The organism is Streptomyces sp. NPDC008092 (assembly GCF_042957285.1).
Lineage (GTDB): Bacteria > Actinomycetota > Actinomycetes > Streptomycetales > Streptomycetaceae > Streptomyces.
Genome location: NZ_JBIBHY010000008.1, coordinates 192,216 through 212,526 on the forward strand (window position 1 = coordinate 192,216; position 20,311 = coordinate 212,526).

Sequence of the window (20,311 nt, forward strand, 5' to 3'; positions counted from 1 at the left end):
AGGGAGATCGCGATGAGCGCACCCGACGGCAGCCCGGTCGGTGCCGAACGCAGCGTCGGCCAGCTGTTCGCCTCGGCCACGGCCGAGATGTCGGCGCTGGTGCACGACGAGATCGCGCTGGCCAAGGCCCAGCTGAAGCAGGACGTCAAGCGGGGCGCGGTGAGCGGCGGCGCGCTCACGGTGGCGGGTGTGCTGCTGCTGTTCTCCCTGCCGATGCTCAACTTCGCGCTGGCGTACGGCATTCGGACCTGGACCCAGTGGAATCTCGCGCTCTGCTTCCTGCTCTCCTTCTTCGCGAACGTCCTGGTGGCCATCGTCCTCGGGCTGATCGGCGTGGCGTTCGCGAAGAAGGCCAGGAAGGGCCAGGGCCCGCAGAAGGTGGCCGCGTCGATGAAGGAGACGGCGGGCGTGCTGCAGAACGCCAAGCCGCATCCGCGCCCGGAACTCCCCCGGGACGACGTGCGTGCCATCGAGGCCGCTGTGGGACGCTCGTCGTCATGACGGACCCCGCTCCCTCGGCCGTACGGCTGGAGGGCCCCTGGACGCACCGGGACGTCGCCGCGAACGGCGCCCGCTTCCACATCGCCGAGCTCGGCGACGGACCGCTGGTCATGCTGGTGCACGGCTTCCCGCAGTTCTGGTGGACCTGGCGGCACCAGCTGGTCGCGCTCGCCGACGCGGGCTTCCGGGCCGTGGCCATGGACCTGCGCGGCGTCGGCGGCAGCGACCGCACCCCGCGCGGCTACGACCCGGCGAACCTCGCGCTCGACATCACCGGCGTGATCCGCTCCCTCGGCGAACCGGACGCTGCGCTGGTCGGCCACGACCTGGGCGGCTACCTGGCGTGGACGGCGGCCGCGATGCGCCCGAAGCTGGTACGGCGGCTCGCGGTGGTGTCCATGCCGCACCCGCGGCGCTGGCGCTCGGCGATGCTCCGGGACCGCCGGCAGACCGCCGCCGCCTCCTACATCTGGGGCTTCCAGCGGCCCTGGATCCCCGAGCGGCAGCTCATCGCCGACGACGGTGCGCTGGTCGGCCGGCTGATCCGGGACTGGTCCGGCCCCCGGCTGCCGGACGACAAGGCCGTGGAGACGTACCAGCGGGCCATGTGCATCCCGTCCACCGCGCACTGCTCGATCGAGCCGTACCGCTGGCTGGTGCGCTCGCTGGCACGCCCGGACGGCATCCAGTTCAACCGCAGGATGAAGCGCCCGGTGCGCGTCCCGACGCTGCATCTGCACGGCTCCCTGGACCCGGTGACCCGCACCCGCAGCGCGGCGGGCTCCGGCGAGTACGTCGAAGCGCCGTACCGCTGGCGGCTGTTCGACGGGCTCGGGCACTTCCCGCACGAGGAGGACCCGGTCGCGTTCTCCGCCGAACTGGTCAACTGGCTGAAAGACCCCGAACCCGATCGGTGACCGCGCCGATGCGCCCGGTATCCGGATCTGCACACCTGTTCTACGAACGGCCACATGCCCGGCGCATAGGCCGATTGAGGGGCGTGCGAGAGGTTATCGACCTTGGGGCAGGGGCAGACGTCGGGGTATGGGCTGGACGCACGACTACAGTGACGCACCCCGCAACCGCCGTACGACAGGCGGCCTGAACCCCCATCGGGGAGGTGCCCCGCAGCTGCCGGGAACCGACCTCAGGGTGGGGATTCCGCACATCCTGCGCCGCCGGGCCCGCTGGGTCTCGGTACGTCTGCGCCATACCCGCGGCTGACACCTCGAAGGGCCCCGCAGCACCCCTGAGGGGGCTCCTAGAGGGCGCAGCTGTCGGTGCCCACCTGCTGGCTCGCGGTACGGCCCCGGGCGATGTCCGCCTGGATCTCGTCGGCCGTGAGGGCGTACCCGGTGTCGGCGTCGTCCAGTGACTTCGCGAAGACGACCCCGTACACCCTGCCCTGCGGCGTGAGCAGCGGGCCGCCGGAGTTGCCCTGGCGGACGGTCGCGTACAGCGAGTAGACGTCACGGCGGACGGTGCCGCGGTGGTAGATGTCCGGGCCGTTGGCCGTGATCCGGCCGCGCACCCGGGCCGGCCGGACGTCGTACGAGCCGTTCTCCGGGAACCCGGCGACGATCGCGCTGTCGGTCGTCTCCGCGTCCTGGGCGGAGAACTTCAGGGCCTTGGCCCGCAGGTCCGGCACGTCCAGTACGGCGATGTCGCGCTGCCAGTCGTAGAGGACGACCTTGGCGTCGTACCTGCGGCCCTCGCCGCCGATCTGGACGGTGGGCTCGTCGACGCCGCCGACCACGTGCGCGTTGGTCATGACACGGCGGTCGGCGAAGACGAAGCCGGTGCCCTCCAGGATCTTGCCGCAGCTCTGCGCGGTGCCCGTCACCTTGACGATGGACTGCTTGGCGGTGGTGGCCACCGCGCTGTTCGCGAGAGCCGGGTCGGGCGGCGAGACGTCGGTGATCGGCTCGTTGGCGAAGGGGCTGAAGACCTGCGGGAAGCCGTTCTGCGCGAGGACCGCGGAGAAGTCCGCGAACCAGGTGTCGGCCTGGTTGGGCAGCGCTCTGGACACCCCGAGCAGCACCTTGGAGTTGCGCACCTCCTTGCCGAGCGTCGGCAGGGTGGTGCCCGCGAGGGCGGAGCCGATCAGCCAGGCGACCAGCAGCATCGCCACCACGTTGACCAGCGCGCCGCCGGTGGCGTCCAGGGCGCGGGCCGGGGACCAGGTGATGTACCGGCGGAGCTTGTTGCCCAGGTGGGTGGTCAGCGCCTGGCCGACGGAGGCGCAGACGATGACGACGACCACGGCGACGACCGCGGCGGTGGTGCCCACCTCGGCGTTGTCGGTCACCGCGTCCCAGATCACCGGCAGGACGTAGACGGCGACCAGGCCGCCGCCCAGGAAGCCGATCACCGACAGGATGCCGACGACGAACCCCTGGCGGTAGCCGACGATCGCGAACCACACGGCGGCGACCAGCAACAGGATGTCCAGCACGTTCACCGAGTCAAGCCTCGCCTCGTCGCTTCGCGGTCTCTACAGGTCGGCCGGGGGTCCGGCCCGCCGCGCAGCGGAAATCGGACACAGCGTCCCCCGGATGGCACAGCACGGTGGACACCCTGTCATGACCGCCAGTCGAGCGGGACCAGCTTCTCGCGGTCCCAGGAGCGCTCCCATCCCGCGTAGTGCAGCAGGCGGTCGATCACCCCGGCCGTGAACCCCCATACCAGGGTCGATTCGACCAGGAATGCCGGACCTCGGTGGCCGCTGGGGTGCACGGCGGTGGCCCGGTTGGCCGGATTCGTGAGATCCGCCACGGGGACCGTGAAGACCCGCGCCGTCTCGTTCGGATCGACCACGCCCACCGGCGTCGGCTCGCGCCACCAGCCCAGCACCGGGGTGACCACGAACTTGCTCACCGGGATGTACAGCCTGGGCAGCACCCCGAAGAGCTGGACACCGGCCGGATCCAGCCCGGTCTCCTCCTCGGCCTCACGGAGAGCGGCCCGCAGCGGCCCGTCGGCCTTCGGGTCGCCGTCCTCGGGGTCGAGGGCGCCGCCGGGGAAGGAGGGCTGCCCGGCGTGTGAGCGCAGCGAACCGGCCCGCTCCATCAGCAGCAGCTCGGGCCCCTGCTCTCCCTCACCGAACAGGATCAGCACGGCCGACTGCCGTCCCGCCCCGTTCTCCGGGGGCAGGAAGCGGCTCAGCTGGAGCGGCTGGACGGTCTCTGCGGCCCGCACCACCGGGTCCAGCCACCCCGGCAGCCCCTCCTTGCTGAGCGCCACATCCCCGCGCGGCCCGTCCGTCTGCGCCTTGCTGTGTGTCACGGCATCCCCCGTCCTGCCCTGCTCCCCCGTCCTGCTGCCCGTTCCAACGCCCGAAGTCTCCTTGATCGTTCCGTTCTCCGTCCCTGAGAAGACCCCTGGGTCATGTCCCTGATACGCCGCCCAGCGGCGGCGCCGGCCGGCCGCCCGCGTCCAGATACGCCTGCGGCGGCTTCAGCCGCTGGCCGGGCAAGCCGCCCTTCTCGTACTTGAGCAGCTTCTTCGCCTTCTCCGGGTCGGTCTCGCCCTCCCCGTAGGCCGGGCAGAGCGGGGCGATGGGGCAGACGCCGCAGGCGGGCTTGCGGGCGTGGCACATCCGGCGGCCGTGCCAGATCACGTGGTGCGAGAGGTCGGTCCAGTCGCTCTTGGGGAACAGCGCGCCGACGGCCGCCTCGATCTTGTCGGGGTCGGTCTCCGCGGTCCACCGCCAGCGCCGGACCAGGCGCTGGAAGTGCGTGTCCACGGTGATGCCGGGGCGCCCGAAGGCGTTGCCGAGCACGACGAACGCGGTCTTGCGGCCGACGCCGGGCAGCTTGACCAGGTCTTCGAGCCGGCCGGGGACCTCGCCGCCGAACCCCTCCACCAGGCCCTTGGAGAGCCCTATCACCGACTTGGTCTTGGCCCGGAAGAACCCGCACGGCCGCAGGATCTCCTCGACCTCCTCCGGGTTGGCGGCGGCCAGGTCCTCGGGGGTGGGGTACTTCGCGAACAGCGTCGGGGTGGTCTGGTTGACCCTGAGGTCGGTGGTCTGGGCGGACAGCACCGTGGCGACCAGGAGCTGGAAGGGGTTCTCGAAGTCCAGTTCGGGGTGGGCGTAGGGGTACACCTCGGCGAGCTCGCGGTTGATCCGGCGCGCCCGGCGGACCAGCGCGGCCGGCGACTCGGGCTTCCCGGCCGGCCGCGGCTGCTCGGCGACGGCCTTCTCGACCACCGCCTTCCTGGCGGCCACCTTCTTCGCCGGGGCCTTCTTCGCCGGGGCCTTCTTCGCCGGCGAAGCCTTTGCGGCGGTCGCGGTCTTCGCCGGCGCCGCCTTCTTCACCGCCGTCTTCTTCGCGGCGGCCTTCTTCGCCGTGGTCGTTCTCGCCGCCGTTTTCGCTGCCGTTTTCGCTGCGGTCTTCACTGCGGTCTTCTTCACGGCTTTCACCGCTTTTGCCGCCTTCTTCGGCTCACCGGAGGCGGCATCGGACCCTTGTTCGCCCACAGCGGAATCACCTCGTACAACCACCCGCCCAGCCCCCTTGGCCTGTGCTCTCACCGGCGATTTGGACACCCGGCCAGCCTAAAGCCCGGCACCGACATCCGCTCCGGACCCGGAAGATCAGCCCCCGATTGGACCCCTGCCGCTTACCTGGGCACACCTGTGCGGCATCCTTGTGACAGATCACACTGTTTGGACCGTCCGGCAAAATGGGGAGCACGGTCCCCTGGTACCAAGGGGGAGCAAGATCCCCTGAGCAGGTCGACAAGGAGAGAACTCGTGGACGACGTTCTGCGGCGCAACCCGCTCTTCGCGGCGCTCGATGACGAGCAGTCCGCGGAGCTGCGTGCCTCCATGAGTGAGGTGACCCTCGCGCGTGGCGACTCCCTGTTCCACGAGGGCGACCCGGGCGACCGGCTCTACGTGGTCACCGAGGGCAAGGTCAAGCTCCACCGCACCTCCCCCGACGGCCGCGAGAACATGCTCGCCGTCGTCGGCCCCGGCGAGCTGATCGGCGAGCTGTCGCTGTTCGACCCGGGCCCGCGCACGGCGACCGCGACCGCGCTGACCGAGGTCAAGCTGCTGGGCCTCGGCCACGGCGACCTCCAGCCCTGGCTGAACGCCCGCCCCGAGGTCGCCACCGCACTGCTGCGTGCCGTCGCCCGCCGACTGCGCAAGACCAACGACGCCATGTCCGACCTGGTCTTCTCCGACGTGCCGGGCCGGGTCGCGCGCGCCCTGCTGGACCTCTCCCGCCGCTTCGGTGTGCAGTCCGAGGAGGGCATCCACGTCGTCCACGACCTCACGCAGGAGGAGCTGGCCCAGCTGGTCGGCGCGTCCCGCGAGACCGTGAACAAGGCGCTGGCGGACTTCGCGCAGCGCGGCTGGCTGCGCCTGGAGGCGCGAGCCGTGATCCTGCTGGACGTCGAGCGGCTGGCGAAGCGGTCCCGGTAGGCACCGTATTCCGGGGGCGCAGCCCCCGGACGGGCTGGTATCTGGTTCCCCATGCCTAAAAAAGTCGCGTCCCGGGGCCTCGACCCACTGGGCTTCATCGAGCGCGAAGGCTCGCACGCGCGCGTGCCGCACGTGTTCCGTCCCGTGGTCGCAGCCGCCCGCGACCGGCTTCTGGACGTCTTCGGCGCGCGCCTGGACAGCGCCTACCTCTACGGCTCGATCCCGCGCGGCACCGCGCGGGCGGGGCACAGCGACCTGGACCTCGTGGTCGTCCTGCGCGAGGAGCCGACCGGCGCCGACCGGGACGCGGCGCGCGCCCTCGGCGAGGCCGTGGACAAGGAGTACGCGCAGATCGACGGGGTCGGGACCCTGCTCTTCTCCCGCGCGCGGGTGCTCAGCGAGGTGGAGCGCCACGACATCGGGTGGTTCGTGGCCTGCCTGTGCACCCCGCTGCTCGGCGAGGACCTCGCCGAATTCCTGCCCCGCTACCGCCCCGACTCGCTGCTCGCCCGCGAGACCAACGGCGACCTGGCCGGGTTGCTGCCGCGCTGGCGGGAGCGGATCGCGGCCGCCGAGGACACCGAGGAGAGCCTGCGGCCCCTGGTGCGCTTCATGTCACGCCATCTCGTCCGCACCGGCTTCACCCTCGTCATGCCCCGCTGGAACGGCTGGACGAGCAACCTGCGGGAGATGGCCGAGGCGTTCGCCGGCTACTACCCGGAGCGGGCCGGACAGCTGCGCCGCGCCGCCGAGTCGGGGTACGAGCCGGTCGGCGACCGTGCCGTACTGCGGTCGTACGTGGACGACCTCGGCCCCTGGCTGGCGGACGAATACGCGCGCGTGCACGGCGTGAAGGCGCCCCGGCCGCCGGGCTGGGACTGACGCCGACGGCAGAGGCCGACAGCAGAGGCCGGACGGAAACCCGGACTGGAGCTCTAGAGCTCGGCCTGGATCAGCCCGTGTTCGGTCAGGTAGTCCAGCTGGGCCCGTACCGACAGTTCCGCCGCCGGCCACAGCGAGCGGTCCACGTCGGCGTACACGTGCGCGACGACCTCGGCGGGGCTGCGGTGGCCGTTCTCCACGGCCGTCTCGACCTGGGCCAGCCGGTGGGCGCGGTGGGCCAGGTAGAACTCGACGGCGCCCTGGGCGTCCTCCAGGACCGGTCCGTGGCCCGGCAGGACGGTGTGGACGCCGTCGTCGACCGTCAGCGAGCGCAGCCGGCGCAGCGAGTCCAGGTAGTCGCCCAGACGGCCGTCCGGGTGCGCCACGACCGTCGTACCGCGCCCCAGGATGGTGTCACCGGTCAGGACCGCGCGGTCGGCCGGCAGGTGGAAGCACAGGGAGTCCGACGTGTGGCCCGGGGTCGGTACGACCCGCAGCTCCAGCCCGCCGGTGGTGATCACGTCTCCGGCGGCCAGGCCCTCGTCGCCGAGCCGCAGCGCCGGATCGAGGGCACGCACGCGCGTGCCGGTCAGTTCCGCGAACCGTACGGCGCCCTCGGCGTGGTCCGGGTGGCCGTGGGTCAGGAGGGTGAGCGCGATCCGCTTGCCGGCCTTCTCGGCGGTGTCGACGACGTTCTTGAGGTGGCCGTCGTCCAGCGGGCCCGGGTCGATCACCACGGCCAGGTCGGAGTCGGGCTCGGCGACGATCCAGGTGTTGGTGCCGTCCAGGGTCATCGCGGAGGCGTTGGGAGCCAGCACGTTGACGGCCCGCGCGGTGGCGGGCCCCGGGAGCACTCCGCCGCGCGGCTGGCCGGGCAGGGCTGCTGCGTCCGTCATGGTCAGGCTCCACCGGTCGTCAGGTCGGTCGGTATGTGCTTGGTGAACTCCTCGTGGCCCGGCCAGGTCAGGACGATCTCGCCGTCCGCCAGCCGGGCGCGGGCCAGTACCGGGGTCATGTCCCGCGCGGGCGCCGCGGCGAGCGTCCCGGCGGCCGTGGCGTACGGCAGGAGCTGGCGCAGGGTGGCGATGGTGGGCGGCATCATCAGCAGCTCGCCCTTGTCGTAGCCGGCCGCGGCCTCGGCCGGGCGGATCCACACCGTGCGGTCGGCCTCCGTGGAGGCGTTGCGGGTGCGCTGGCCCGCCGGGAGGGCGGCGACGAAGAACCAGGTGTCGTAGCGGCGGCTCTCGAACTCCGGGGTGATCCAGCGCGTCCAGGCGCCCAGCAGGTCCGAGCGCAGGACCAGGCCCCGCCGGTCCAGGAACTGGGCGAAGGACAGCTCACGGGCGACCAGGGCCGCGCGGTCGGCCTCCCAGTCGTCCCCGGTGGTGTCGCCGACGACGGCGTCCGGGGCAGGACCGGCGAGCAGCACGCCGGCTTCCTCGTACGTCTCCCGGACGGCCGCGCAGACGATCGCCTGGGCGCCCGCCTCGTCGACGCCGAGCCGGTCGGCCCACCACGCGCGCGTGGGGCCCGCCCAGCGGACCTGGTGGTCGTCGTCGCGCGGGTCGACACCGCCGCCCGGATACGCGTACGCGCCTCCGGCGAAGGCCATGGAGGCGCGTCTGCGCAGCATGTGGACGGCGGGACCGTCCGGGGTGTCCTTCAGGAGCAGCACGGTGGCCGCCCGCTTCGGGGCCACCGGCACGAGGGTGCCCTCCGCGTGTGCGCGGATGCGGTCCGGCCACTCGGGGGGATACCACTGTCCATCGGCCATTACCGGAGGCTATCCCGTGGGGAGCGAATGTTCGAGAGGGGCTTCGGCGGACCACCCCTCCGACTCCGGCGGACCACCCCGCCGGCTCCGGCCGGCACCGCCCCGGGGCTCTGGTCGGTTACGGCTCCAGCTCGACCTGGACCTCCACCTCGACCGGCGCGTCCAGCGGCAGCACCGCGACGCCCACCGCGCTGCGCGCGTGCACGCCCTTGTCGCCGAGGACCTCGCCGAGCAGCTCGCTGGCGCCGTTGATCACGCCCGGCTGCCCGGTGAAGTCGGCGGCGGAGGCGACGAAGCCGACGACCTTCACCACGCGCGCGACCCGGTCCAGGTCACCGGCGACGGACTTCACGGCGGCCAGGGCGTTCAGCGCGCAGATGCGGGCCAGCTCCTTGGCCTCCTCCGCGGTGACCTCGGCGCCGACCTTGCCGGTGACCGGAAGCTTGCCGTCCACCATCGGCAGCTGGCCGGAGGTGTAGACGTACGCACCGGTCCGCACGGCCGGCTGGTAGGCGGCGAGCGGCGGGACGACCGCCGGCAGCGCGAGACCGAGTTCGGCCAGCTTGGCCTCCACGGCGCCCATTACGGCTTCTCCCGCTTCAGGTAGGCCACGAGCTGCTCGGGGTTGTTGGGCCCGGGCACGACCTGGACGAGCTCCCAGCCGTCCTCGCCCCAGGTGTCCAGAATCTGCTTCGTGGCATGGACGAGCAGCGGCACGGTTGCGTATTCCCACTTGGTCATGCGGCCGACTTTATCCGCTGTGACGGACGGGACACGTGGCCCACCGCACGCACGGTTATCCACAGCCTCCCGCGTGAGTGTCCGGCCGACTGGTTAGTCTCGAAGATGTGAGCAGGCTCCAGGTCGTCAGCGGCAAGGGCGGGACCGGAAAGACGACGGTCGCCGCCGCACTCGCGCTGGCCCTCGCGACCGAGGGGAAGCGGACGCTTCTCGTGGAGGTCGAGGGCCGGCAGGGCATCGCCCAGCTCTTCGAGACGGAGGCGTTGCCCTACGAAGAGCGGAAAATCGCGGTGGCGCCGGGAGGCGGTGAGGTCTTCGCGCTCGCCATCGATCCCGAACTGGCCCTTCTGGACTACCTCCAGATGTTCTACAAGCTCGGTGGGGCGGGCCGGGCGCTGAAGAAGCTCGGCGCGATCGACTTCGCCACCACCGTCGCGCCCGGCCTCCGGGACGTGCTGCTGACCGGCAAGGCGTGCGAGGCGGTGCGCCGGAAGGACAAGGCCGGGCGCTTCATCTACGACTACGTCGTCATGGACGCCCCGCCGACCGGCCGCATCACCCGCTTCCTGAACGTCAACGACGAGGTGGCCGGGCTCGCCAAGATCGGCCCCATACACAATCAGGCGCAGGCCGTGATGCGGGTGCTCAAGTCCAAGGAGACGGCCGTGCACCTGGTCACCCTGCTGGAGGAGATGCCGGTCCAGGAGACCGCCGACGGCATCGCCGAACTGCGCGCCGCGCGGCTGCCGGTGGGCCGGGTCATCGTGAACATGGTCCGGCCGGAGGTGCTGGACGCCGCCGATCTGGAACTCGTACGGACCGTGCCGCGCACCGCCGTGGCGCAGACGCTGTCGGCGGCCGGGCTCGGCGGGGCGCGGCGCGGCGGGAAGGCCGAGCAGCTGGTGGACCCGCTGCTCGCGCAGGCCGCCGAGTACGCCGAGCGGTACGCGCTGGAGCACGAGCAGCGCGCGGTCCTCGCCGAGCTGGACCTGGAGCGGCACGAACTGCCGTTGCTCGCTGAGGGCATGGACCTGGCGGGCCTGTACGAACTCGCCCGCGAACTGCGGAAACAGGGGATGTCATGACTCCGGACCCGGCCGAGGCACAGGACGAGGCCCGTCGGCTGTCGCACGCGCCCGCGCTCGACGTCGATGCCCTGCTCGACGACCCGGACACCCGGATCGTGGTGTGCTGCGGCTCGGGCGGGGTCGGGAAGACCACCACCGCGGCGGCCCTGGGCCTGCGGGCGGCGGAGCGCGGCCGCAAGGTCGTGGTGCTGACCATCGACCCGGCCAGGCGGCTCGCGCAGTCCATGGGCATCGACTCGCTGGACAACGTGCCGCGGAAGGTGAAGGGCACCGAGGGCCCCGGCGAACTGCACGCCATGATGCTCGACATGAAGCGCACCTTCGACGAGGTCGTGGAGGCGCACGCGGACGCCGAGCGGGCGGCGGCCATCCTGGCCAACCCCTTCTACCAGTCGCTCTCGGCGGGCTTCGCGGGCACGCAGGAGTACATGGCGATGGAGAAGCTGGGCCAGCTGCGGGCCCGGGACGAGTGGGACCTGATCGTGGTCGACACCCCGCCCTCCCGCTCCGCCCTGGACTTCCTCGACGCGCCGAAGCGCCTCGGCTCCTTCCTGGACGGCCGGTTGATCCGGCTGCTGACGGCCCCCGCGAAGCTCGGCGGCCGCGCGGGCATGGCCTTCCTCAACGTCGGCATGTCGATGATGACCGGCACGCTCGGCAAGCTGCTCGGCGGGCAGCTGCTGAAGGACGTGCAGACGTTCGTGGCGGCGATGGACACGACGTTCGGCGGGTTCCGCACCCGCGCGGACGCGACGTACAAGCTGCTTCAGGCGCCCGGTACGGCGTTCCTGGTGGTGGCGGCTCCGGAGCGGGACGCGCTGCGCGAGGCCGCGTACTTCGTGGAGCGGCTGGCCGCGGAGGACATGCCGCTGGTCGGTCTGGTCCTCAACCGGGTCCACGGCAGCGGCGCCGACCGGCTGTCGGCCGAGCGTGCGCTCGCCGCCGCGGAAAATCTTGAGGAGCCCCGCATTGTGGATCAGAGGGGCGGGAAAGCTGGACTTCGTAACTCTCCCGACACGTACGGCAGTTCTGAATCACCCGCGCCCGTGCCGTCCGAGTCCCGGCCCGACGGATCCCCCTCGTCAGGGCCTGCGGACACGACTGACGAATCCCCCTCGTCAGAGCACTCGGACCGCACCGTCGACCAGCTCACCGCAGGCCTGCTGAGGCTGCACGCCGAGCGCATGCAGCTGCTCTCCCGCGAGCAGCGCACACGTGACCGCTTCACCGCGCGCCACCCCGAGGTGGCCGTGGTCGAAGTGGCCGCGTTGCCCGGCGACGTGCACGACCTCACGGGGCTGCGGGACATCGGTGACCGGCTCGCGGCCGGCCGGCCGGAGCTGCCGTAGCCGAGTCGTGCGGTTCAGCTCACGGCTGCGTAGTTCTCGTACACCTCGTCGCTGTCGAGGGGGACGATTCCGGTCCCCCGCTCGTACTCCGAGCGCGCTGTCTCCAGGAGCCTGCGCCAGGAGGTCACGGTGGGACGCCTGCGCAGCAGTGCGCGGCGCTCCCGCTCCGTCATGCCTCCCCACACGCCGAACTCGACGCGATTGTCCAGCGCATCGGCCAGGCATTCCGTGCGTACCGGACATCCGGTGCACACCGCCTTGGCCCTGTTCTGCGCTGCTCCTTGAACGAACAGTTCATCCGGATCGGTAGTGCGGCAGGCAGCCTGCGCACTCCAGTCGGTTACCCAGCCCATACCGGCGCCGTCCTCTCCCGAATCGAGGCTCCCCCACGGCGGCAGCGGCATATTCACCGCCGCCAGTTGAGGACGTTACGGAAGGTGGGCACAGCGCAACACCCCCTTCGGGCCCAATCTTGAATGGCCCGAACGGACTATGGGTAAGCGGCAGATCACCCGCGGGAGTGAGCTGGCGACATGCGTGATGATCGCGGCAAACCGGGACAGCTGCGGTGCGTCACAACGGACGCCGAGTGACACACGAGGCGGATTCGGACACGCCATCAACACCTCACCCGAAAAAAAGTGGGCAGGTTCCGGAACGATTCGGGGTCGCCGGACGTATTGATACGTGGCCGCACTGCTGTGACAGTTGAGAGCAGCTTAGGCCAAGGCCTGTACGTGTGTCCGGCGAATGGCAAGGTAGACCGTTCATGTCGTCGTGCCGTCGTGCACGGTCGCCGGTGTCGCCCTCTATGTCACGATCCGGCACTCGAACATCCCGAGAGCCACCCGCTCACCCGGAATGCTCATCCCCACGGATTAGGCTGCCCCCATGCCAAAGAAGCGCTCGGGCGGTGGTCTGTCGACCACGCAGCAGGCCGCCAAGTTCCTCGGTGTCAGTGTGCTCGCGGGAGCCGTGATGGCGGGCATCGCGCTGCCCGCGGCCGGGGCGCTGGGCCTCGCGGCCAAGGGCTCGGTACAGGGCTTCGACGAGATCCCGGCCAACCTGAAGAGCCCGCAGCTGAGCCAGCGCACCAACATCCTCGACAGCAAGGGCAACCAGATCGCCCAGGTCTACTCCCGTGACCGCACGGTGGTGGAGCTCAAGGACATCTCGCCGTACATGCAGAAGGCGATCGTCGCGATCGAGGACTCGCGCTACTACCAGCACGGCGCCATCGACCTGAAGGGCGTGCTGCGCGCGCTGAACAAGAACGCGCAGAGCGGCGGGGTCGCCCAGGGCGCGTCGACGCTCACCCAGCAGCTGGTGAAGAACTACTTCATCGAGGAGGCCGGCGACGACCCGACCAAGGTCGCCGAGGCCACCCAGCAGACCCTCGGCCGCAAGGTCAAGGAGCTGAAGTACGCGATCCAGCTGGAGGAGAAGCTCGGCAAGAAGAAGATCCTCGAGAACTACCTGAACATCACCTTCTTCGGCGAGCAGGCCTACGGCGTCGAGGCCGCCTCCCAGCGCTACTTCTCCAAGCACGCCAAGGACCTGAGCCTCCCGCAGGCCGCGCTGCTGGCCGGCATCGTGCAGTCGCCGAGCCGCTACGACCCGGTCAACGACGAGGCCGAGGCCACCAAGCGGCGCAACGTCGTCCTCGAACGCATGGCCCAACTCGGCGACATCTCCCAGGCGGAGGCCGACAAGGCCAAGGAGGCCCCGCTCGGCCTGCACGTCACCCAGCCGAAGAACGGCTGCATCACCGCGGTCAAGGGCGCCGGGTTCTTCTGCAAGTACGTCGAGAACGTCTTCCTGACCGACCCGGTCTTCGGCAAGACCCGCGAGGCGCGCGCCAAGCTCTGGAACCAGGGCGGCCTGACCATCCGCACCACCCTGGACCCGCAGGCCCAGGACTCGGTGCAGGCCTCGATCAAGGACCACGTCTACAAGTCCGACTCGGTCGCGGCCGCCGCCACCCTCGTGGAGCCCGGCAGCGGCAAGATCCTGGCGATGGGCCAGTCGAAGCCGTACGGCTACAACAAGAACGAGACCGAGTACAACTTCTCGGTCGACCGGGACTACGGCGGCTCCAACTACGGCTTCCCGACGGGTTCGACGTTCAAGCCGTTCGTGGCCGCGGCCGCCATCGAGGGCGGCAAGCCGGCGACGCAGGAGTACTCGTCGCCGTACAAGATGAACTACCCGAGCCCCGTGCAGCAGTGCGACGGCAAGCAGTGGGTCAACACGGACGGCGAGCAGGTCCAGAACGAGAACGAGTCCGAGGTCGGGCCGTACCAGATGAAGAAGGCGATGGCGAAGTCCATCAACACCTACTTCGTCCAGCTGATCTCCGACATCGGCCTGTGCCCGGTGGTCAAGATGACCGACTCGCTCCACGTCCACCAGGGCGACGGCTCGAAGCTGCCGCAGACCCCGTCCATCGCCCTCGGCGCGATCGGCCTCTCCCCGCTCACCATGGCGAGCGCGTACGCCGCCTTCGCCGACCGGGGCATGTACTGCACGCCGGTCGCCATCGAGTCGATCACCCAGAAGGTCGGCAACGAGCAGAAGTCCCTCGCCGTCCCGAAGTCGACCTGCTCGCGGGCGATGAGCGAGAAGACCGCGGACACGATCAACACCCTGCTGCGCGGCGTGATCGACTCCGGTACCGGTCAGCAGGCCGGCCTGGACGACCGGGAGAGCGCAGGCAAGACGGGTACGACGGACTCCCGCAAGAACGCCTGGTTCGTCGGCTACACGCCCAACCTCGCGGGCGCGGTCTGGGTCGGCAGCGCCAAGCAGAACATCGAGATGACCAACATCACCATCGGCGGCGTCTACCACTCCGAGGTCTTCGGCGCCGACACCCCGGGCCCGATCTGGAAGGACGCCATGACGGGCGCCCTGGAGGGCAAGGCGTCCGAGTCCTTCAACCTCGTCGACATCCCGGACGAGAACGACAACAACCGGGGCCACGGGAACGGCAACGGGAACGACAACGGCGGCAACGACAACGGCGGCCTGATCGGCGGTCTCATCGGCGGCACCGACAACGGCGGCACGACCGACGGCTCGACGAACGGCGGCACCACCCCGAACCCGACCTTCTCCCTCCCCGACGGCTTCATCCAGGGGAACGGGAACGGCGGGAACAACGGGAACGGCGGAACCCGGGGCTGACCCTCAGCTCCGACCCGGTACGACGGTGGGGCCGCGCCTCCGAGAAAGAGGCGCGGCCCCACCGTCGTACCGCCTGCCGTACTGCCTACCTGTCGTACCGCCTGCCGTACTGCCTGCGTTCTGCTCTCTCAGCCCTGGAGCAGCTTCTTCACCGCGGCGGCGACACGGCCGCCCTCGGCCAGGCCGGCCACCTTCGGGTTCACGATCTTCATCACGGCGCCCATGGCCCGGGGCCCCTCGGCGCCCGCCGCCTTCGCCTCCTCGACGGCCGCGGCGACGATCCCCGCCAGCTCCTCGTCGCTCAGCTGCTTCGGCAGGTACTCGGCGAGGACCCCGCCCTCCGCCTTCTCCCGCTCGGCGCTCTCGGCACGGCCGCCGTTCGCGAAGGCCTCGGCCGCCTCCCGGCGCTTCTTCGCCTCCTTGGCGATCACCTTGAGCACCTCGTCGTCGGAGAGCTCACGCTTCTCCTTGCCCGCGACCTCTTCGTTGGTGATCGCGGCGAGCGTCATCCGGAGCGTGGCCGAGCGGAGCTCGTCGCGTCCCTTGATCGCGGCGTTGAGGTCGTCCTGCAGCTTCGACTTGAGCGTGGTGGTCATGGCACCGATTGTCGCAGGTGCCACCCGGCCGACGCCCGCCGATTTACCCGCCTCACGTCCTGCCCGGTCTCTGAGCGCTCGCTCGGTCTGACACGATGGTCATATGCGCGCTCGATACGGAGTACCCCTGGGAATCGCGGCGTTCGGCGCCGCGGGTGTGTTGTACGCGGCCGGCTACGAGGTCCGTTCCTTCCGCCTGCGCCGGGTGACGGTCCCGGTCCTCCCGCCGGGGATGCGCCCGCTGCGCGTGCTCCAGGTCTCCGACATCCACATGGTGGGCGGCCAGCGAAAGAAGCAGCGCTGGCTGCAGTCGCTGGCGGGCCTGCGCCCGGACTTCGTGATCAACACGGGCGACAACCTGTCGGACCCGGAGGGCGTTCCCGAGGTCCTGGACGCGCTGGGCCCCCTGATGGAGTTCCCGGGCGCGTACGTCTTCGGCTCCAACGACTACTACGGCCCCAAGCCCCGCAACCCCGCCCGGTACTTGCTGGAGAAGGTGAGCGGCAAGCACGGCCTGAACGGCAACCCGCCGGTCGTCGGCGCGATCCACAACCCCTGGCAGGACCTGCGGGACGGCTTCGACGGGGCGGGCTGGCTGAACCTCACGAACACGAGGGGCACCCTGAAGATCGAGGGCGCCTCGGTGGAGCTGACGGGACTGGACGACCCGCACATCAAGCGGGACCGCTATCCGCAGGTGGCGGGCGGCCCGTCCGGTACGGCCGACTTCTCGATGGGCGTGGTGCACGCCCCGTACCTGCGGGTCCTGGACTCCTTCACGGCCGACGGCTACCCCCTGGTCCTGGCCGGCCACACCCACGGCGGCCAGCTCTGCGTCCCCTTCTACGGCGCCCTGGTCACCAACTGCGACCTGGACGCGGACCGCGTGAAGGGCCTGTCCACGCACACGGCCGAGGGCCGTACCTCCTACCTGCACGTCTCGGCGGGCTGCGGCACGAACCGCTACACCCCGGTCCGCTTCGCCTGCCCGCCGGAGGCGACGCTGCTGACGCTGGTGGAGCGCAAGTAGGAGGGGACCGACGGCGCGGTCCCTCCCTCCTCCCCGATCACCCCGCCCCTGAGGAATCGCGAGGGACCCTCAGGGACCCCCGAGGAACTCAGACGAACCCAGACGCCCCCTGAGGAACCCTGAGGAACCCTGAGGGACGGGACACCCCACCAGGCCATAACCCACCCGGCCTAGACCAAAATGCCGAACATGCCCCTTTCTCCCTAATTTGAGGGCATGACGACTCCTCCGATACCCAGGGACATACCCGACCTCCCCGCGGTTCCAGGCACGCCCGTACTCATGCCCGGATACGTTCCGGCGACGGCAGTGGTCGCCCCCATCCGCCGTCCCGTGACCGCGGTGTTCCGTCTCCTGACGGCCGTGCTGGCCTCGGCGGGCGTGGCACTGGAGCTGCTGCTGGGCAGCCCGGACCGGATCCTGGGCTACTTCGGAGTCCAGGCGGCCGTACTCCTGACCCTGGTGAGCCTCGCCTCGGCCCGCCGAGCCTGGCTGGCGGCCCGCCCCCTGTCCTCGTCCCTGACCGGCGCGGCACTCCTGTACGCCGTGATCTCGTCCTTGGTCTACCACCTGCTTCTGGGCCACACGACTCCCCCGTTCTCCATGACGGGCTCGACACATCTGCCGGTGGCCTGGCACGGCCAGTGGCTGGCCCTGCAGCTCCTCTACACGGCGGCCCCCGCGGCAGCCCTCCTGGACTGGCTCGTCCTCACTCCCCCGGCCCGCCTCCACCTCCGTCAGACGCCGGCGTGGATGCTGTACCCCCTGGCCTACCTGACCTTCACCTTCGTCCGGGCGGAGATGCTGCTCCCCGGCACGCCGGGCCGCTACCTCTACCCCTTCCTGGACGCCGAGCAGCACAGCTACCGCGCCACCCTCGCCAACGCCCTCCTCCTGGGCCTCGCCTGCTACGCCCTGGCGGTCCTCCTGGTAGCCCTCGACCACACCCGCCCGAACCCGGTCGGCCGCCGCCCCTAAACCGGATTTCGTCTCCGGCCACCAGTGGGCTAAAGTAAACGACGTCGCCGCGACAAGCAGCAAAGCAGCGACACCGGGGTGTAGCGCAGCTTGGCAGCGCGCTTCGTTCGGGACGAAGAGGTCGTGGGTTCAAATCCCGCCACCCCGACGCTGAAGTACCAGGTCAGGGGCCTGATCCGCATCGCGGGTCGGGCCCCTGAGTGGTTCCGGGGGCTGTTTTGGGAGCCGTCTGGGGGCCGACTTCGAATTTGGCTCCCACACAGGCGTTGGTGGCACGCCTCAGGGGGCCGACGCCTCCGAGTACAGCCCAGTCATGCTCAAGCAGCCAGCTGCTGTCCCGGACTGGCTTCCTCCGGCGGGTCGAGAAGTCTGAAGTCGCAGTTTTCCGGGCGTCGCGCCAACTCCGCCGCGTCGTCTGCGCGGAACGTATCGACATTCGCCCACGGTGCTACGAGAGAGCCGGAATTGACCCACTCTTGCAGGCCGACGGCATCGCCTTCGAGAAACCGTACGTGGACCCAGCCAGACCCGCCAGGGCCGCCCACGCGAACGACCTCAACCTGGCGAACCGCACCGCCCAGCTCCTTCGGCCTCGCGCGGTAGGCCCAATGCTCGCCAATCTCCATGTGCCTATTGAGCCAGGTCTGTTGGACCCGCCACTGGGCGTTTGCCATAACTACCGGCGCGAACCCCTCATCACCAGGTTGACGCCGCTCTGCGAAGCATCGCGCGAAACAGCTTCACCCCGGCAGCAACCGCAAGGAGGCACAGCAGCAGGTCCGGCCATCCGTGCTGTCCCTCGCAGCGTTCCTCACCGGACGACGCTCCCTCCACGTACGAGACTCAGTGGCTGGTCGACGAGTTCACCGGTCGGGGACTTCGTCGCGTTCCACGTGGAACCTGTACCCCTCCCCCAGAGAGGCCCTCACGCATAGTCACAGGATGGTCACGAGGTGGAATATGCGGGTGATCAAGTGGCTGATCTCCAAGAAAATGTCACTCTACGTTTGCCGGGAATGTCCGGCGCCCTGTGTGCTGGGGAGCCTCAGGGGCGAGGGGGTGGGGAATGACTACTTACCGTTTCAATCCGCCGCCGGGTTGGCCTGTGCCACCCGCGGGATGGATGCCGCCGCCGGACTGGCGGCCCGACCCCACGTGGCCCCCGATGCCAGCAGGATGGCAGCTGTGGGTTCCTGAGGCCGACTCCACCGTCGACACCCTCGCTGTCGGCCCTGCCACGGGAGCCTCTGCGGTGCCGGTCACGCCCGCTGCCGGGAACACGACCGCGGTGCCGGCGCCTCGAAAGGGAGGGCTGTTCGGACGTCGGCGTTCGGATGCCGTGTCCGAGGCCGAAGAGCTGCGGGCGTGGATCGCAAGCACGCAGGGACTGGATGCCGCGCGGGTCGCCGGTCTTGTGCGGCAGGTCGAGGCGGAGGCCGCCGCGCTGCGTGAGAAGGCGTCGGCCGAAGCCGTCGAGGAGGCCGAGAGGATCCTCAAGGACGCGCGTGAGACGGCGAAGGAGATTCTCGCCGACGCGCGCCGGACGGCGAAGGAGACCGAGCGGGTCCGTAAGGAGGCCGACCGGCACCGCAAGGACGTCTTCGACGCCGAGCGGCGGCTTGCCGAACTGCAGGGCCGGATCGTCAACGCCGATGAGACCGCCATGCTGCAGGAGGCCGGGATCTATGCCTACCGGCACGCGCTGCACGACGCGATCGCCTACCGCAGCCGGCTCGACACGCTGCAGAACGAGATCAAGGCGCTGGCCCGTGCAGGCCGCGCCGTCCAGGCGGCGACAGACTGGACGGTCAACGGCTCCAAGCGCGAGGGCCAGAAGATGGTCCGCGACTTCTCCAAGCTCATGCTGCGCGCCTACAACGCCGAAGCCGACTACGCCGTGCGGTCCATGCGGCCGCACCGGCTGAGCTCCCTCGTCGACCGCCTCTACAAGAGCCGAGAAACGATCGCCAGACTCGGCGCCACCATGCACATCCGGATCACCGACGACTACCACAACGCGCGCGTACGGGAGTTGGAACTCACCGCCGACTTCCTGCAGAAGAAGGAAGAGGAGAAAGAAGCCCAGCGTGAGGTACGTGCCCGGGAGCGTGAGGAGGCGGCGGTCCAGCGGGAACTCGACCGGCAGCGCGAAAAGCTGAACAAGGAACTCGGCCACTACCAGTCAGCCCTTGACCGCCTGCGCGAGCGCGGTGACGAGGCCGGTGTGGCGGAGATGGAGGCCAAACTGGCCGAGATCGAGAACGCTCTGCAGGACGTCGAGTCCCGCGCGGCGAACATCCGCGCCGGCTATGTGTACGTCATCTCGAACATCGGCGCCTTCGGCGATCGTATGGTGAAGATCGGAATGACGCGTCGACTCGAACCTCTGGAGCGCGTCTACGAGTTGAGTGGTGCGGCCGTGCCCTTCCGGTTCGATGTGCACGCGCTGATCTTCAGCAAGGACGCGGTCGGCCTGGAGACGGAACTCCACCGGCAGTTCGCCTCGCGGCGGGTCAACCAGGTCAACAGCAGGAAGGAGTTCTTCTACGCCACCCCGGCGGAGGTGCGCGACGCGCTGCAACGGTTCGCCGGACAGCATCTGATCGAGTTCACCGAGGAACCCCTGGCGCTGGAATGGCGGGCCGGCAGGCGCGCGGGCGAAGCCGGTGCGCCCGTCGCAGGCGTCGGCGCAGGCGCAGGAGGAGTTGCCGCCCGGACAGCATGAGGTGCGAGCAGGCATCACTACGATCAC

At 70.2% G+C, this 20,311-nt stretch carries 20 protein-coding genes, 1 tRNA gene and 1 pseudogene; 12 read left to right on the forward strand and 10 right to left on the reverse strand.

What is annotated here, in order from left to right; translation table 11 throughout:
* Positions 1-12 precede the first annotated feature (12 nt).
* The 3 genes from ACFZB3_RS26370 to ACFZB3_RS26380 all read left to right on the forward strand — a co-directional run bounded on the left by ACFZB3_RS26370 (position 13) and on the right by ACFZB3_RS26380 (position 1,725).
* Positions 13-501 (forward strand): phage holin family protein, encoded by a 489-nt coding sequence (locus ACFZB3_RS26370; protein WP_391379168.1) that lies wholly within the window; start codon positions 13-15, stop codon positions 499-501.
* Positions 498-1,418: an alpha/beta fold hydrolase gene (locus ACFZB3_RS26375; RefSeq protein ID WP_391379170.1), complete on the forward strand. Its 921-nt coding sequence runs from the start codon at positions 498-500 to the stop codon at positions 1,416-1,418. The genes ACFZB3_RS26370 and ACFZB3_RS26375 overlap by 4 nt, the downstream gene beginning before the upstream one ends.
* Positions 1,419-1,545: 127 nt before the next feature.
* Entirely contained in the window at positions 1,546-1,725 is a 180-nt protein-coding gene (locus ACFZB3_RS26380) for a hypothetical protein (protein ID WP_391379172.1), read from the forward strand.
* A gap of 37 nt (positions 1,726-1,762) precedes the next feature.
* Here ACFZB3_RS26380 and ACFZB3_RS26385 read toward each other — a convergent pair whose 3' ends face one another.
* From ACFZB3_RS26385 to nth, 3 genes are all read right to left on the reverse strand, one after another.
* Positions 1,763-2,962 (reverse strand): MarP family serine protease, encoded by a 1,200-nt coding sequence (locus tag ACFZB3_RS26385; RefSeq protein ID WP_391379174.1) that lies wholly within the window; start codon positions 2,960-2,962, stop codon positions 1,763-1,765.
* Between the two features lie 119 nt (positions 2,963-3,081).
* On the reverse strand, positions 3,082-3,786 hold the full coding sequence (locus ACFZB3_RS26390; RefSeq protein ID WP_391379176.1) for an NUDIX domain-containing protein: 705 nt from the start codon (positions 3,784-3,786) through the stop codon (positions 3,082-3,084).
* A 100-nt stretch (positions 3,787-3,886) separates the two neighbouring features.
* Positions 3,887-4,927, reverse strand: coding sequence for an endonuclease III (gene nth / locus ACFZB3_RS26395; RefSeq protein ID WP_391379789.1), 1,041 nt, complete (start codon positions 4,925-4,927; stop codon positions 3,887-3,889).
* Between the two features lie 333 nt (positions 4,928-5,260).
* On the opposite strand from nth, the gene ACFZB3_RS26400 reads away from it, so the two are divergent.
* Together ACFZB3_RS26400 and ACFZB3_RS26405 are read left to right on the forward strand one after the other, a co-directional pair.
* Positions 5,261-5,935, forward strand: a complete 675-nt coding sequence (locus ACFZB3_RS26400) for a Crp/Fnr family transcriptional regulator (protein ID WP_018547939.1) — start codon at positions 5,261-5,263, stop codon at positions 5,933-5,935.
* A gap of 51 nt (positions 5,936-5,986) precedes the next feature.
* Positions 5,987-6,817 carry a nucleotidyltransferase domain-containing protein gene (locus ACFZB3_RS26405; RefSeq protein WP_391379179.1) on the forward strand — a complete coding sequence of 277 codons (831 nt, stop codon included), beginning with the start codon at positions 5,987-5,989 and terminating at the stop codon, positions 6,815-6,817.
* 53 nt (positions 6,818-6,870) lie between these two features.
* On the opposite strand, the gene ACFZB3_RS26410 is transcribed toward ACFZB3_RS26405, so the two are convergent.
* The 4 genes from ACFZB3_RS26410 to ACFZB3_RS26425 form a co-directional block, all read right to left on the reverse strand.
* Positions 6,871-7,713, reverse strand: coding sequence for an MBL fold metallo-hydrolase (locus ACFZB3_RS26410; protein WP_391379181.1), 843 nt, complete (start codon positions 7,711-7,713; stop codon positions 6,871-6,873).
* 2 nt (positions 7,714-7,715) lie between these two features.
* Positions 7,716-8,591 (reverse strand): NUDIX hydrolase, encoded by an 876-nt coding sequence (locus ACFZB3_RS26415; protein WP_391379183.1) that lies wholly within the window; start codon positions 8,589-8,591, stop codon positions 7,716-7,718.
* 118 nt (positions 8,592-8,709) lie between these two features.
* A complete protein-coding gene (locus tag ACFZB3_RS26420; RefSeq protein WP_391379185.1) occupies positions 8,710-9,174 on the reverse strand; it encodes an Atu1372/SO_1960 family protein in 465 nt (154 codons plus the stop codon).
* Positions 9,174-9,332 carry a DUF4177 domain-containing protein gene (locus ACFZB3_RS26425; RefSeq protein WP_019992579.1) on the reverse strand — a complete coding sequence of 53 codons (159 nt, stop codon included), beginning with the start codon at positions 9,330-9,332 and terminating at the stop codon, positions 9,174-9,176. The genes ACFZB3_RS26420 and ACFZB3_RS26425 overlap by 1 nt, the downstream gene beginning before the upstream one ends.
* Positions 9,333-9,439: 107 nt before the next feature.
* Here ACFZB3_RS26425 and ACFZB3_RS26430 point away from each other — a divergent pair, with 107 nt between their 5' ends.
* Complete coding sequence (locus ACFZB3_RS26430; RefSeq protein WP_391379187.1) at positions 9,440-10,417, forward strand: ArsA-related P-loop ATPase; 978 nt, start codon at positions 9,440-9,442, stop codon at positions 10,415-10,417.
* Complete coding sequence (locus ACFZB3_RS26435; RefSeq protein WP_391379191.1) at positions 10,414-11,769, forward strand: ArsA-related P-loop ATPase; 1,356 nt, start codon at positions 10,414-10,416, stop codon at positions 11,767-11,769. The genes ACFZB3_RS26430 and ACFZB3_RS26435 overlap by 4 nt, the downstream gene beginning before the upstream one ends.
* 14 nt (positions 11,770-11,783) lie before the next feature.
* Here ACFZB3_RS26435 and wblA read toward each other — a convergent pair whose 3' ends face one another.
* A complete protein-coding gene (gene wblA, locus ACFZB3_RS26440; RefSeq protein ID WP_132856581.1) occupies positions 11,784-12,122 on the reverse strand; it encodes a transcriptional regulator WblA in 339 nt (112 codons plus the stop codon).
* Positions 12,123-12,660: 538 nt separating this feature from the next.
* On the opposite strand from wblA, the gene ACFZB3_RS26445 reads away from it, so the two are divergent.
* On the forward strand, positions 12,661-14,955 hold the full coding sequence (locus ACFZB3_RS26445) for a transglycosylase domain-containing protein (RefSeq protein ID WP_391379193.1): 2,295 nt from the start codon (positions 12,661-12,663) through the stop codon (positions 14,953-14,955).
* A gap of 128 nt (positions 14,956-15,083) precedes the next feature.
* On the opposite strand, the gene ACFZB3_RS26450 is transcribed toward ACFZB3_RS26445, so the two are convergent.
* The gene (locus tag ACFZB3_RS26450; RefSeq protein WP_391379195.1) at positions 15,084-15,551 is read right to left on the reverse strand and encodes a GatB/YqeY domain-containing protein; all 468 of its coding nucleotides are present in this window, start codon (positions 15,549-15,551) and stop codon (positions 15,084-15,086) included.
* 103 nt (positions 15,552-15,654) lie between these two features.
* On the opposite strand from ACFZB3_RS26450, the gene ACFZB3_RS26455 reads away from it, so the two are divergent.
* From ACFZB3_RS26455 to ACFZB3_RS26465, 3 genes are all read left to right on the forward strand, one after another.
* The gene (locus tag ACFZB3_RS26455; RefSeq protein WP_391379197.1) at positions 15,655-16,581 is read left to right on the forward strand and encodes a metallophosphoesterase; all 927 of its coding nucleotides are present in this window, start codon (positions 15,655-15,657) and stop codon (positions 16,579-16,581) included.
* 282 nt (positions 16,582-16,863) lie between these two features.
* Positions 16,864-17,559 carry a Pr6Pr family membrane protein gene (locus ACFZB3_RS26460; protein ID WP_391379199.1) on the forward strand — a complete coding sequence of 232 codons (696 nt, stop codon included), beginning with the start codon at positions 16,864-16,866 and terminating at the stop codon, positions 17,557-17,559.
* A 74-nt stretch (positions 17,560-17,633) separates the two neighbouring features.
* Positions 17,634-17,707 (forward strand) — tRNA-Pro (locus ACFZB3_RS26465).
* 250 nt (positions 17,708-17,957) lie between these two features.
* On the opposite strand, the pseudogene ACFZB3_RS26470 reads toward ACFZB3_RS26465, so the two are convergent.
* Positions 17,958-18,185 (reverse strand): annotated as a pseudogene (locus ACFZB3_RS26470) (PE-PGRS family protein); the annotation flags it as partial.
* 713 nt (positions 18,186-18,898) lie between these two features.
* On the opposite strand from ACFZB3_RS26470, the gene ACFZB3_RS26475 reads away from it, so the two are divergent.
* Positions 18,899-20,284: a DUF4041 domain-containing protein gene (locus ACFZB3_RS26475; protein WP_391379201.1), complete on the forward strand. Its 1,386-nt coding sequence runs from the start codon at positions 18,899-18,901 to the stop codon at positions 20,282-20,284.
* Positions 20,285-20,311 lie beyond the last annotated feature (27 nt).